The following is a 12,119-nucleotide window of genomic DNA, read 5'->3' as shown; positions in this document are numbered from 1 at the left end:
CCCCGCCCTCCCACACAACACCCCCACCCCCCCCCCGCCCCCCCGGGGCGCCCGGGCCCCCCCCCCCCCCCGCCGGCGCCCCCCCCCCCCCCGTCGTCGGTTAACGCGCCCAAGCAGGTCGCACTTCAGGTCGTTCCGAGCGCTGGGAACGACCTGAGCTGCGACTCAGTGGGTGCGGACGCGGCGGAAACAGACATCGGATCATTCGTGGCTACTATTGGTCCATGGCTGTCACAGACGAGGCGATCAGCAAGATCAAAGACATGCTGATCCGCGGGGAACTTAAGGCTGGCGACCGACTTCCGCCGGAAAAGGAACTGAGCGAGAGGCTTGGCCTTTCAAGGAGTTCGTTGCGGGAAGCCGTGAAGGCGCTCGAGCTGATCCGCGTGTTGGACGTCCGTCGCGGAGATGGCACTTACGTCACCAGCCTGGACGCCAAGCTGCTCAATGAAGCCGTGGCATTTGTGGTGGACCTGCACCAGGACAGGTCCATCCTTGAGCTCTTTGAGGTCCGACGAATCCTGGAACCGGCCACCGCACACCTGGCGGCGGGCAAAATCGGACCCGGGCAACTGCTGGCCCTCCGCAGCACCATGGACGGTATCGACGAAAACACGGACGTGGAAGAACTCGTGGCCCATGACCTCGAGTTCCACAGCATTATCACCGAAGCCGCCGGTAACGACTACCTCGGCAGCCTCCTTGAAGCCCTGTCAAGCAGCACAGTCCGGGCACGGATCTGGCGGGGACTGACCCAGGAAAAGGCTGTGGCGCACACCTTGGCCGAGCACCACGCAATCGCGGACGCCCTGGAACGGGGCGATGCCGAACTGGTGCGGGCTTTGGTTACCGTGCACATCAGCGGCGTGGAAAACTGGCTGCGGCAAGCCCTCTAGCTTTCCTCGCGCTCTAGGCGCCAGCGTGCGGAGCAAGGCCGTAGGTACGGATCGCAGTCCCTTCAAGCACAGCGTCCTGCTCGGCCGGACTCAGGGTGGAAACGAGTTCCAGCAGGACGTCCAGGGTCCGCCCATACGGCGCTCCGAGCGTACTGACCGGCCAGTCGCCGCCGATCATCAACCGCTCCGGGCCGAAGGCCTCCAGAGCTGATTCGAACAAGGTCAGCAAACTGTCCGCCGAGTACTCAACGCCCGGCACGTGGAGTCCGGACAGCTTGGCCACGGCGTTCGGCTGGCGCCCAAGGGAACGGAAATCGGCGTGCCACGAGTCCATGGCCCCGGGGTCGGCAAGAGGCGGCTTGCCCAGATGATCGAGCACTATGGTCAGTTGGGGCATCTCACGGGCCAGCCGGACTGCCGACCCCAGATGCCGGGGAAAGGCATCCGGGACATCGAAGGCGAGCCCGCGCCCTGCCACCAGCGCCAGCGACTCGCGAACGGCCGGCAGGTGGAGGAAGTCAGCCCGGGGATCCTCATGGATCAGGTGCCGGACGCCCTTGAAAACGGGATGGGCGCCAAAACGGGCCAATTGCTCGGCGGCCTCGGTCGGTGACTCCAGCCGCACCCAACCCGCCACTCCCAGCACCCAGGAATTCCGCGCGGCCACAGCCAACATGGCCTCGGTGTCGGCCTCGGTGTCGTCGGCCTGCACCAGGACGGCTCCCCTGGCCCCGGCAGCATCCAACACCTCATGGGCCTCGTCCTCGCCGTAGCTGCGGAAGAGCGCACCGTGCTGCGGACCGAGCCAGGAGTAGGGGCGCGCTCCGCCGGTGACGAAGGTGTCCAAGGTCCACAGATGCAGGTGCGAGTCAATCACGCCCGGATGCCTCCAGTGCTTCCCACAACTCGTCGGGAACGGTTTCCTCCATCCGGGCCGCGTTGGTGGCGACCTGCTCGGGAGCGCTGGCTCCGGCGGTCACGTTCACCACGGCGGGATGCCGCAACGGGAACTGGAGTGCCGCCGTCGGAAGTTCCACGCCAAAGTCGCGGCAGACCGCCGCCAGGTGACGTGCCCGTTCCACCAGTGCTTTCGGTGCCCGATCGTAGTTGTAGTGGGCGTCGTCGGGGACTTCCGCTCGGGCCAGCAGCCCGGAGTTGAAAGCACCAACGCTGACGACGCCGGTGCGGCGCTCCACACAGCGCTCAAGCAGCGGGACGCTGGGCTGCTCAAGCAGGGTGTAGCGTCCGGCTAGCATGACAAGGTCCAGGTCTGCGGCTTCGACGCATTCGAGCGCAGCCTCGGCCGAGTTGATGCCCACGCCGATTGCCTTGATCAGGCCCTCGGACCGCAGCTTTTCCAGTACCGGCAGCGCCTGGGAGATTCCGGCTTGGAGGTCGTGGACGTCGGGATCGTGGAGATACGCGATGTCCACATGGTCCAGGCCGAGGCGCTCCAAGGAGTCTTCGATGCTGCGCCGAATGCCGGCGTCGGAGAAGTCCCATACTCGCCGGGTGTTGGCAGGGACATCGAAGCCTTCCGGGTCCTGTCCACCGGCGTTGTTGGGTTCCAGCAGCCGGCCGACCTTGGTTGAGATGACAAACTCGTCCCGCGGCTTGTCCCGAAGGACGGCTCCAAGTCGCTGCTCGGACAGGCCCAGGCCGTAGTGCGGCGCGGTGTCGAAGTAGCGGATCCCGGCGTCCCAGGCAGCCAGGACAGTGGCGAGCGCCTCCCCATCGGGGATGGAACGGTAGAGGTTCCCGATCCCGGCCGCGCCAAAGCCGAGCCTGCCCAGATTAAGTGGCGTCAGTGATTCAACATTCATGGCAACTCCCATACCTTTTGAATACCCTGATCCTCCCCTGAGTAATCGTCCTGGACCTCCAAAAGTTCTGCCATCCTGGCCTGCCACGGCACATTGGCAGGGTGATCGGCGAGCGCGTGGCGCATCGATTGGTAGTCGTCGACGTCCACCACATGGAAGAGGTGGAGCCCGCTGCGCCAAATACGCCAGTTCCTGACCCCGGCGTCTTTGAGAGCCGCAACCAATTCAGGCGGGATGTGCTGGTGGGCGTCGGCGTATTCCTCTTCGGCTCCCGGTTTGAGCTTTGTGTGGAGGGCGATGCTCTCAGCCATGGGATGCCCCGCGCTCCGCAGTCCCGGGCTTCAGGAACAGTTCCAACACTGGAACTGCAACGTCGGGGCGTTGAACAGGCAGCTTGATGGTCAGTGTTCCCGGGGGTTGGCCGCCCGGTGTCATGTTCATTGCCTGCTGCCCGGGGTCCACCTCTTTGAGGAAGACCTCCGAGGCATCGTTCAGCAATTGCGCGTACTCGACCTTGCCCGCGAGGTCCGGCAGATGAACGTACTCGAATGGCCACGCAAAGAGGTGGACATAGAGCCGGTCGCCGCGCTGGGTGTAGCGGGCATCCGCTGGGGCCGTCAACGGCGAAGCCCCGGCACCGTAGATGGCGCGGGAGTGCAGCTTCATCCACTCTCCAATGCCCGCCAAGGAGGCGAGCGCCCGGGGATCGATGCTGCCCCGGCCTGTCGGCCCGACATTGAGCAGCAAGTTGCCGCCCTTGGACACCCCATCCACCAGCATGCGGATGAGCAGGTCCACGGACTTGTCATTCAGATTGTCCCGGTCGTAGCCCCAGCTGCCGTTGAGAGTCTGGCAGGCCTCCCAGGTGACCGGTTCGCCGTCGAGCATCATGGGGCCAGCGGGCTGGTACTGCTCCGGCGTGACAAAGTCTCCCGGTATGTCCAGCCGGTCATTGACGATGATTCCGGGCTGCAGCTCCCGCACGATGGCGAGCAGTGCTTCCGAGTCCCAGTCCTTGCGACCCTTGCCACCCCAATAATCCTCTTCGTGTCCACCTGTGTAGGAGAAGTCGAAGAACAGGTAGTCGATGGTGCCGTAGTTGCTCAGGAGCTCACGGACCTGCCCATGCAGGTAGTCCCTGTAACGGGCCATGTCCCGTCCGCTGTTCAGGCTTTCGACATCGGCCGCGTTGCGTTGCGGATGGACCCCGTCAATAAGGAAATCGGGGTGGTGCCAGTCGATAAGGGAGTGGTAGAAACCAACCTTCAGCCCCTCTGCCCTGAGCGCTTCCACATAGGGGGCGATCAAGTCCCGGCCCGCAGGAGTATTGGTGGCTTTGTACTCCGTCAGGGCTGAATCCCACAGGCAAAAGCCGTCGTGGTGCTTGGTGGTGAGGACCACGTACTTCATCCCTGCTTCCCGGGCGGCGCGGGCCCACTCCCGGGGATCGTAGAGATCCGGGTCAAAGCGCCGGAAATACTTGGAGTACTCCTCCACAGTGGTCTCTTCCCGGTTCATTACCCACTCGTGCCGTGCCGGGAGCGCGTAAAGGCCCCAGTGCACGAACATCCCAAAGCGTGCTTCTTCGAACCAAGGTGCGTGCTGGATCAACGGGATTCCTTCCATACGGGGCCGTTCGGAAAGCTGTACGCGGCCAGTGTTTCACGGAGCATTTCGTTGCCGGCTCCGGGAGCCGACGGCGGCCAGTACGCGCCGCTGTGGACATCTACGGGTGTGATGAAGTGTTCGTGGAGGTGGTCCACGAACTCAATGGTCCGGCCTTCCTTTGTCCCGGATACGGCGATGTAGTCGAACATGGACAGGTGCTGCACGGCCTCGCAGAGCCCAACCCCGCCGGCATGTGGGCATACCGGGACGTCGAACTTGGCGGCGAGCAGGAGGATGGCGATGTTCTCGTTGACTCCCGCCACACGGGCAGCGTCGATCTGCAGGACTTGGAGTGATCCGGCTTGGAGCATCTGTTTGAACACCACCCGGTTCTGGACGTGCTCCCCGGTTGCCACGGGAATCGGAGCAACGCCGCGGGCGATGGCTGCATGGCCCAGAATGTCATCCGGGCTGGTGGGCTCCTCGATCCAGGCAATGTCGTAGGGGGCCAGATGGGCCATCCAGTCGATGGCGTCCTGGACGTCCCAGCGCTGGTTGGCGTCCACGGCGATCCTGATATCCGGGCCAACTGCTTCGCGCGCAGCCCGGACGCGACGGATGTCATCCTCCAACGAGGCTCCGACCTTGAGCTTGATCTGCGTGAATCCGTCGGCCACGGCTTCCTTGGCCAGCCGTGTCAGTTTTTCATCGCTGTAACCCAGCCAGCCCGGCGTCGTGGTGTATGCAGGGTAGCCCTCGGCGAGAAGAGCCGCTGTGCGCGTTTCCCTTCCTGGCTCGGCGGCTCGAAGTATCGCCAACGCCTCGTCAGGGGTGAGCGCATCCGTGAGGTAGCGGAAGTCAACCAAGGCCACCAGCTCTTCCGGAGTCATCCCGGCAAGCAGCTCCCAGAGGGGCAATCCGGCGCGTTTGGCCTTCAGGTCCCACAGGGCGTTCACCACGGCGCCGATGGCCATATGAATGACGCCCTTCTCCGGGCCGAGCCAGCGGAGTTGGGAATCGTGGGCCAACAGTTTCCAGGTGGCGCCCATGTCTGCGAGCAGGTCCTCAACTGTCCGGCCGATGATGTGCCCGCGGAGGGCATCGAGTGCCGCCGTTTCCACCTCGTTGCCACGCCCGATGGTGAAAACGAAGCCGTGGCCCTCATGCCCGTCCCCGGCGTCGGTGCGGATGATCAGGTAGGCGGCGGAGTAGTCGGGGTCCGGATTCATGGCATCCGAGCCGTCCAGTTCGAGGGATGTGGGGAAGCGGATATCGTACGTATCCACTGCGGTAATGGTGCTCATGCGGCTCCTGAAGTGCGTCACGATTCTTCACCGAGCCTAAACATCCGATGTCTGCCTTGTCAATGGGTCACATTTCCGTATTATGGGGGGGAACAGCACACTAGAGCTCGGATGTTAGTCCCGAACGCACGGAGGAAGCCATGACCTTGAAATTCGCCAGGCTGGGTACGGCCGGAAACGAACAACCGGCAGTCATCGCCCAGGACGCCGACGGCACCGAGAAGTACTTCAACCTTTCGAGCCTGACCAGCGACATCGACGGCGCTTTCCTCGCCTCCGACGGCATCGAACGCACCCGTGAGGCCCTGAATAAAGGGGAACTTCCGGAAATCCCAGCCGCAGGCCTGCGCATCGGCGCTCCCGTTGCCCGCCCCGGTGCGGTGGTGGCCATCGGCCTGAATTACACGGCCCACGCTGCCGAATCCGGTGCGACGCCGCCCGAGGTTCCCGTAGTCTTCCTCAAGCCGAGCAACACCATCGCCGGCCCGTTCGACGCCGCCCCCATCCCGCCGTCGTCGGAAAAGTACGACTGGGAAGTTGAACTGGCGATCGTGATCGGCCGCGAAGCGTCATACCTTTCCTCTGTTTCAGAGGCTGAAGCATGCATCGCCGGCTACGCAGTGGCCAACGACCTCTCCGAGCGCGAGTACCAGATCCCCGGTTCGGCCGGACAGTGGACCAAGGGCAAATCCCTCCCCGGCTCCACTCCCTTGGGCCCGTGGTTGGTTCCCGCCTCGGACGTCGACCCCGGCAACCTGCGCCTGCAGACACTGGTCAACGGAGAAGCCCGCCAGGACTCCACGACCTCGGACATGATCTTCGACCCTGCCACGATCGTCCATCATCTCAGCCAGTACATGGTCCTCGAACCCGGCGATGTCATCATCACCGGCACCCCCGAGGGCGTCGCACTGTCCGGGCGCTTCCCGTTCATCCAGCCGGGTGACGTTGTGGAACTGGAGATCGACGGCTTGGGCCGGCAGCGCCAGGAGTACTTCCGGGCCACGTCCGGCTCAGCCACAGGTACTGGCCACGCCGTTTCCTTCGCCAGCACCACTGCCTGACCCGATGGCAAAATCGGTGGGCAATGAATTCGAAGGCCTCGCAGCTCTGGTGACCGGCGGCGCCTCCGGGATCGGAGCGGCCATCGCGGACCGCCTGGCGGCCGGAGGTGCGCAGGTGGCGGTCCTCGACCTCGCCCCGGAAACCAGCCCGCACTTTGGCGTGCAGTGCAACGTTGCCGATGACGCCTCGGTGCGTACCGCCGTCGAAAGCGTTGCCAGGCAGTTCGGCCGCCTGGACATCGTCATCAACAACGCCGGCATCGGCGCCCAAGGTGACATCGCAGCGAACGACGACGACGAATGGCTCCGCGTCCTCAACGTCAACGTGGTGGGAATCGCCCGGGTCAGCCGGGCAGCCCTGCCATATCTGCGTGAGTCGCCGGCCGCCGCGATCGTGAACACCTGTTCCATCGCCGCCACGGCAGGGCTCCCGCAGCGGGCACTCTACTCTGCGTCCAAGGGCGCGGTCCTGTCCCTGACGCTCGCCATGGCGGCTGACCACGTGCGGGAGGGCATCCGCGTGAACTGCGTGAACCCCGGCACCGTGGACACTCCGTGGGTGGGCCGACTGCTCGATTCGGCCGCTGATCCCTCCGGCGAGCGCGCCGCGCTCAACGCCCGCCAGCCCCACGGCCGGATGGTTGACCCCACGGAGGTGGCCGGTGCCGTCGCGTACTTGGCGAGCCCGCTGTCAGGTTCGACGTCGGGCACCTCGCTGGCGGTCGACGGCGGCATGCAGGGTTTGCGGTTGCGGCCGGTTCAGTAACCGGTGTGGGGCTGGATCACAAGATCCCGTTGAAGATCTGCCAGCCCCAGCCAACGGTTTCGGCGCCTTTCCAACCACCGCGGCCATCGGCGTAGTACATCACCAGTTCGCCGGCCGCGTTAATACCGTGCACGTCATTGAAGCCATCGCGGTTGAAGTCCCCTGCGCTGCCGATGCTGGTCAGCGCGTTCCAGCCCTGCCCGATCCAGCGTGAGCCGGTCCATCCACCTGCGCCGTCTCCACCGTAGAGATGGAGTCCTCCGGCCTTGTCTTTGGCCAGGACATCCACGTTGCCGTCGCCATCAAAGTCGCCGGGACCGATCAGGAGGTCCATGACGTCCCAGCCCTGGCCGACCTTCACCCTGGGACTCCAACCTCCCCACGGATGCGAAGGGAAGACGTAGAGATCCCCGTTCGCCTCGCTGCCCAAAAGATCATTGAGGCCATCGCCGTTGAAATCGCCGGGACCCACCACTTTGTCCATGCTGTTCCACCCCCAGCCCACGGCATAGCGGAAGGTATAGAACCCGCCGTCACCCGTTCCTTGGAAGCGGTACAGCGTCCCGGAACCATCGGTGGCCATGAGGTCGGTGATGCCGTCAGTGGTGAAGTCTCCGGCGGCAAAGATCCTGGTAAACGCGTCCCATCCAGGGCCTACTTGCCGGGTTGCCTGCCAACCTTGGACCCCATCCCTCCCCAGGTACATCAAGAGTGTTCCGTCGTGCCTGCGGGCCATCAGCTCAAACACGCCCCGGCCGGTGAAGCCCTCCGCCCGCATTGGTTCTTTGCGGATCTCCTCCGACTCGCCGGTGACAACTTCCTTGCCGGCGCAGTTGGTAGGCGAGCCAGTGGCGATCGCAGAGATCCGGCCGCCAATGTCATCAGCTTCCAAGGGATAGAGGTATGGAGAATAGGGCGGACTGGTTTCCACGGGTTCGCCGTCCCGAAGCCACTGGATGGAATAGCTGGACTCGCCGCCCCCACCACAATTGGCGAAGTAGGCCGGCGCACCTTCCACGGACAGGACCGCGCCCACGATCGGATGGCCATAAACGCTCACATCCCGGGCGTCTGCTGCGTGCGCGGCCGGCATCAAGGTAGTGCCCACCAGCAACGCAGCCATGACTCCTGCCGCGCCGATTCTTTTCCCGCAAAACAGGCCCACGATTCTCCCTCGAAAGGTGCCGTATGCGCCCATCCTAGGAGGCGCCTCCGACGGCGGGACGAACGCGGGGGGCGACAGGCCGCCGTCGTGCGCTGTTTCCTGCGGCGCCTCCATTGCGTAACGCAACTGGCCCGCAACGTCCGGCCCTCACGGTTCGCCTATGCTCAACCACAAGGAATCAACGGCGACTCACTTAGCAAACCCAGGAGACACGGCCATGAGCAACTGGCGCATCAGGGACTTCCACTCGTCCGACCTCGACGGCATCCTGCACCTGTGGGAATCACTCAAGGTCGATGGCGTGGAACCCGTCTACGCGTTGTCCGAGGTCCTGGCATCGTGCGAAAAGGACCACGCGGTGGTGGCCGTGCAGGGTGATCAAGTAGTTGGCGCCGCAGTGGGCCGCGCCGCGCACGACCAAGGCTGGATCGTCTTCCTGGCCACCCTCACCGAATTCCGCGGCCGTGGCATCGGCACCTCGCTGCTGTCCGCCGTCGAGAACCGCATGGCTCCCCACGGCCTGAACAAGCTGTCCGCGCTGATGCCTGAGACTGAAACTCGGGTGGAAGCCTTCCTTGGCCGCGGTTTCGTGGTGAAGAAGAACCTGCGCTACTTCGAACGGACCATTCCCGTGCAGCGGCAGGAGCTGGGAGCATTGGGGCTGCTCGGCGGGCGGATCCTGGCGCGGGATCTCTGGGAGAACGTGGCGGGCATGCGCCGTGAGAAGGAACTGCTGGAACGCCGCTTGGTGCTGCCGCTGGCCGAGGCCGACCTCGCCGACGAATACGGCGTGGTCCCGCCGCGCGCCGTCGTGCTGTTCGGCCCGCCAGGCACGGGCAAAACCACTTTTGCCAAGGCCATTGCTTCACGGCTCGAGTGGCCGTTCGTTGAGGTCTTCCCTTCGCGTTTGGCCGCTGATCCCAAGGGCCTGGCCGGTGCGCTGCGCGAGACGTTCCTGGAAATCGCCGAACTGGAGCACGCCGTGGTGTTCATCGACGAGGTGGAGGAAATCGCGTCGCAGCGTGCCGGGGATCCGCCGTCGCCGTTGCAGGGCGTTACCAACGAGCTCCTTAAGATCATCCCGGCCTTCCGCGAGCAACCCGGCCGTTTGCTGGTGTGCGCCACCAACTTCATCCGCGCCTTGGACACGGCGTTCCTCCGCCACGGCCGCTTTGATTACGTGATCCCCATCGGCCTGCCCGACGTCCATGCCCGCGAGGCCATGTGGCAGCGATTCATCCCCGCCACCGTGGTGGACTCGGTGGACATCGCCCAACTGGTGGAACGGACCGAGGGCTTCTCGCCCGCAGACATCGAGTTCGCTGCCCGCAGCGCCTCCCAGCGTGCTTTGGAAAAAGCCGTGTACGACGACGACGGCTCCGGTCTTGCGAGCAACGGACGCAAGGGACCGGCCACCCAGGATTACCTCGACGCGATTGGCGACACCCGGACGACTGTGAGCCCGGAGGTGCACCAGGACTTCCTGGAGGACATCGACGTGCTGGGCCGGGTCTAGGGGCTCTTTTTCGCGAGATCGCCGCAGCGGTGTGGGTTCGCCGGAGCGGTGTGGGTTCGCCGGAGCGGTGTGGCAATCTGGACGCAATCCGGCGATCTCGGCGCAGGGACATTGGCGACGGTAATCTTTGAGCCATGTCCACGAATCCCCTTCGCCATGCGCTTTCCCGCATGGGCGGCCGCGATCCCCATGAAAAGCACCGTACAGCCACTCCGTTGGAGCTGTTCTTCGACCTGACCTTCGTCATTGCATTCGGTGTTGCCGGCGGCCAGTTCGCCCATGCCGTGGCCGAGGCGCATTTCTGGCCAGGGTTGTTGGCATTCTCGTTCGCCATGTTCGCGGTGATCTGGGCCTGGATCAACTTCACCTGGTTCGCCAGCGCCTACGACACCGACGACTGGGTGTTCCGCGTCGTCACCATGGTTCAAATGCTGGGGGTGCTCATCCTGGCCATGGGCATCGAGCCAGTGTTCCACTCCATCATCGAGGGCAAGCACGTGGACAACGTCACCATGGTGCTCGGGTACATCGTGATGCGGGTGGCCCTGATCTTCCAGTGGCTGCGTGCTGCCCGCCAAGACCCCGAACGCCGCGAGACCTGTTTGCGCTACGCAAAGTACGTGGCAGCCATACAGGTCGGCTGGGTGGCGGTCCTCCTCATCGATGCGAACGTCCTCACGACGTTCCTCATGGCCACGCCCCTGTTCATCCTGGAGATGGCGGCACCGTACTTCGCCGAACGCAAGATCCGCACCCCTTGGCACGCCCACCACATCGCCGAGCGCTACGGACTCCTGGCCATCATTGCCCTGGGTGAGTGCCTGATCGGCGCCATCGAAACCCTGCGGGCGATCGTTGCCTTGCACGGTTGGACGCTGGATGCCGCCTTGGTTGGCCTCAGCGGAACAGGCTTGGCGTTCGCCATGTGGTGGATCTACTTCATCCTGCCCTCAGGTCCGGCGCTCCATTTCCAGCGGAACCGTTCGTGGGTCTTCGGGTACGGGCACATCTTCATCTTCGCTGCCATCGCCGCGACGGGAGCCGGCCTCCATGTCGCCGCCTACTTCATCGACCACGAAGCCCACATTCCTGCGGCCGCCGCGGTCGCCTCGATCGCGTTGCCGATCATCCTGTTCAAGGTGTCCCTGACAACGCTCTACAGCATCATGCTCGGGAGGGACCGCGAACTGATCTGGAGCACCACACTGGTGGTCCTTGCCCTTGCGGGAAGCATCGCCATGGCGGCGGCCGGGGCATCTGTACCGCTGTGCATGCTGGAGATGATGGTGGTCCTGGGCCTGTCCATCGCCTACGACGAACGCCGTGGGCACAAGGGCAGGGCGGCAGCGCTTCGACGGCTGGAAGCTGCCGCCGGCTAGGGTTCTCTTCGCGTTGTGAGGCCAACCTACTCGGGAACGATCTCGTCCAACTCCGCGATCAGGTACGGATTGATCCGCTCCAGGATCATCAGGATTTCCTCGCGGGGAACCGCCGTGTACAGCACTGGGCGGGCATCAGCATAGCGGGTCACCGGCGGCTTGTCCGGCCACTTCTCAGCGAGGGCTTGGACCCGCTCAGGGAGCGAGTTGTGGGCGTTGTCGGCGATCTTGACCAACGTGGCGTCGTGGTCCTCGGCAACGTAACGGATGCCGGCGTCGTAATCTTCCGGGTCATCGTGGAAGCGGCGGGTGACTCGTTCGATAATCGCGAGCGCCCGTTCAGAGACGCCCATGTCCAGCAACGCCTGCCGGGTGATGGGCGTGTCCTCAGCGATGTCGTGAAGGTAGCCGGCGATCTGGATGTCCTCGTCGAAGTCCGCGAGCGCATCGCCCACGGCCAGGACATGTTCCCGGTATGGACGTTTGAGCTTGTCTTTCTGCCGGTTGTGGGCCACCTCCGCCAGGACCTGGGCTGTCTCTACAGTGAAGCGTGGTTCGGTCATGCGGGCCTCCGGGTTGAACATGGGACCACGGGGAT

12 protein-coding genes are annotated in these 12,119 nt (G+C 64.4%); 5 read left to right on the top strand and 7 right to left on the bottom strand.

Annotation, left to right across the window (positions count from 1 at the left end; genetic code table 11):
* Nucleotides 1–224 precede the first annotated feature (224 nt).
* Nucleotides 225–896, top strand: a complete 672-nt coding sequence (locus tag LN996_RS10270) for a FadR/GntR family transcriptional regulator (RefSeq protein ID WP_231340285.1) — start codon at nucleotides 225–227, stop codon at nucleotides 894–896.
* 13 nt (nucleotides 897–909) lie between these two features.
* Here LN996_RS10270 and LN996_RS10265 read toward each other — a convergent pair whose 3' ends face one another.
* The 5 genes from LN996_RS10265 to LN996_RS10245 are packed head-to-tail and all read right to left on the bottom strand — an operon-like array spanning nucleotide 910 to nucleotide 5,631.
* On the bottom strand, nucleotides 910–1,773 hold the full coding sequence (locus LN996_RS10265) for an amidohydrolase (protein ID WP_231340284.1): 864 nt from the start codon (nucleotides 1,771–1,773) through the stop codon (nucleotides 910–912).
* A complete protein-coding gene (locus LN996_RS10260; protein ID WP_374202217.1) occupies nucleotides 1,766–2,731 on the bottom strand; it encodes an aldo/keto reductase in 966 nt (321 codons plus the stop codon). Before LN996_RS10260 ends, LN996_RS10265 begins: the two co-directional genes overlap by 8 nt.
* Nucleotides 2,716–3,030: an L-rhamnose mutarotase gene (locus LN996_RS10255; RefSeq protein WP_231340282.1), complete on the bottom strand. Its 315-nt coding sequence runs from the start codon at nucleotides 3,028–3,030 to the stop codon at nucleotides 2,716–2,718. The genes LN996_RS10260 and LN996_RS10255 overlap by 16 nt, the downstream gene beginning before the upstream one ends.
* Nucleotides 3,023–4,330, bottom strand: coding sequence for an alpha-L-fucosidase (locus tag LN996_RS10250; RefSeq protein WP_231340281.1), 1,308 nt, complete (start codon nucleotides 4,328–4,330; stop codon nucleotides 3,023–3,025). Before LN996_RS10250 ends, LN996_RS10255 begins: the two co-directional genes overlap by 8 nt.
* The gene (locus LN996_RS10245; RefSeq protein WP_231340280.1) at nucleotides 4,327–5,631 is read right to left on the bottom strand and encodes an L-fuconate dehydratase; all 1,305 of its coding nucleotides are present in this window, start codon (nucleotides 5,629–5,631) and stop codon (nucleotides 4,327–4,329) included. Before LN996_RS10245 ends, LN996_RS10250 begins: the two co-directional genes overlap by 4 nt.
* Nucleotides 5,632–5,771: 140 nt before the next feature.
* Between LN996_RS10245 and LN996_RS10240 the strand changes: the two genes are divergently transcribed.
* A complete protein-coding gene (locus LN996_RS10240; protein ID WP_231340279.1) occupies nucleotides 5,772–6,695 on the top strand; it encodes a fumarylacetoacetate hydrolase family protein in 924 nt (307 codons plus the stop codon).
* 4 nt (nucleotides 6,696–6,699) lie between these two features.
* Nucleotides 6,700–7,461, top strand: coding sequence for an SDR family NAD(P)-dependent oxidoreductase (locus tag LN996_RS10235; protein WP_231340278.1), 762 nt, complete (start codon nucleotides 6,700–6,702; stop codon nucleotides 7,459–7,461).
* A gap of 16 nt (nucleotides 7,462–7,477) precedes the next feature.
* Here the strand turns inward: LN996_RS10235 and LN996_RS10230 are convergent, their stop codons facing one another.
* Nucleotides 7,478–8,584 (bottom strand): FG-GAP-like repeat-containing protein, encoded by a 1,107-nt coding sequence (locus LN996_RS10230; protein ID WP_231340277.1) that lies wholly within the window; start codon nucleotides 8,582–8,584, stop codon nucleotides 7,478–7,480.
* Nucleotides 8,585–8,843: 259 nt separating this feature from the next.
* On the opposite strand from LN996_RS10230, the gene LN996_RS10225 reads away from it, so the two are divergent.
* Both LN996_RS10225 and LN996_RS10220 read left to right on the top strand, forming a co-directional pair.
* On the top strand, nucleotides 8,844–10,142 hold the full coding sequence (locus tag LN996_RS10225) for an ATP-binding protein (RefSeq protein ID WP_231340276.1): 1,299 nt from the start codon (nucleotides 8,844–8,846) through the stop codon (nucleotides 10,140–10,142).
* A 134-nt stretch (nucleotides 10,143–10,276) separates the two neighbouring features.
* Nucleotides 10,277–11,521: a low temperature requirement protein A gene (locus LN996_RS10220; RefSeq protein WP_231340275.1), complete on the top strand. Its 1,245-nt coding sequence runs from the start codon at nucleotides 10,277–10,279 to the stop codon at nucleotides 11,519–11,521.
* Nucleotides 11,522–11,547: 26 nt separating this feature from the next.
* On the opposite strand, the gene LN996_RS10215 is transcribed toward LN996_RS10220, so the two are convergent.
* Nucleotides 11,548–12,084, bottom strand: coding sequence for a phosphohydrolase (locus LN996_RS10215; RefSeq protein WP_159708288.1), 537 nt, complete (start codon nucleotides 12,082–12,084; stop codon nucleotides 11,548–11,550).
* Between the last annotated feature and the right edge of the window lie 35 nt (nucleotides 12,085–12,119).

The organism is Arthrobacter sp. AK01 (assembly GCF_021109375.1).
In the GTDB taxonomy this organism is placed as follows: domain Bacteria; phylum Actinomycetota; class Actinomycetes; order Actinomycetales; family Micrococcaceae; genus Arthrobacter.
The sequence above is the reverse complement of the archived record's forward strand: the minus strand, read 5'-3'. Positions and strand labels throughout refer to the sequence as shown.

Coding starts and splice junctions, on each gene's coding strand:
- LN996_RS10270 (WP_231340285.1), top strand. CDS start 225: ATGGCTGTCACAGACGAGGCGATCAGCAAGATCAAAGACATGCTGATC.
- LN996_RS10260 (WP_374202217.1), bottom strand. CDS start 2,731: ATGGGAGTTGCCATGAATGTTGAATCACTGACGCCACTTAATCTGGGC.
- LN996_RS10255 (WP_231340282.1), bottom strand. CDS start 3,030: ATGGCTGAGAGCATCGCCCTCCACACAAAGCTCAAACCGGGAGCCGAA.
- LN996_RS10245 (WP_231340280.1), bottom strand. CDS start 5,631: ATGAGCACCATTACCGCAGTGGATACGTACGATATCCGCTTCCCCACA.
- LN996_RS10240 (WP_231340279.1), top strand. CDS start 5,772: ATGACCTTGAAATTCGCCAGGCTGGGTACGGCCGGAAACGAACAACCG.
- LN996_RS10235 (WP_231340278.1), top strand. CDS start 6,700: ATGGCAAAATCGGTGGGCAATGAATTCGAAGGCCTCGCAGCTCTGGTG.
- LN996_RS10230 (WP_231340277.1), bottom strand. CDS start 8,584: ATGGCTGCGTTGCTGGTGGGCACTACCTTGATGCCGGCCGCGCACGCA.
- LN996_RS10225 (WP_231340276.1), top strand. CDS start 8,844: ATGAGCAACTGGCGCATCAGGGACTTCCACTCGTCCGACCTCGACGGC.
- LN996_RS10220 (WP_231340275.1), top strand. CDS start 10,277: ATGTCCACGAATCCCCTTCGCCATGCGCTTTCCCGCATGGGCGGCCGC.
- LN996_RS10215 (WP_159708288.1), bottom strand. CDS start 12,084: ATGACCGAACCACGCTTCACTGTAGAGACAGCCCAGGTCCTGGCGGAG.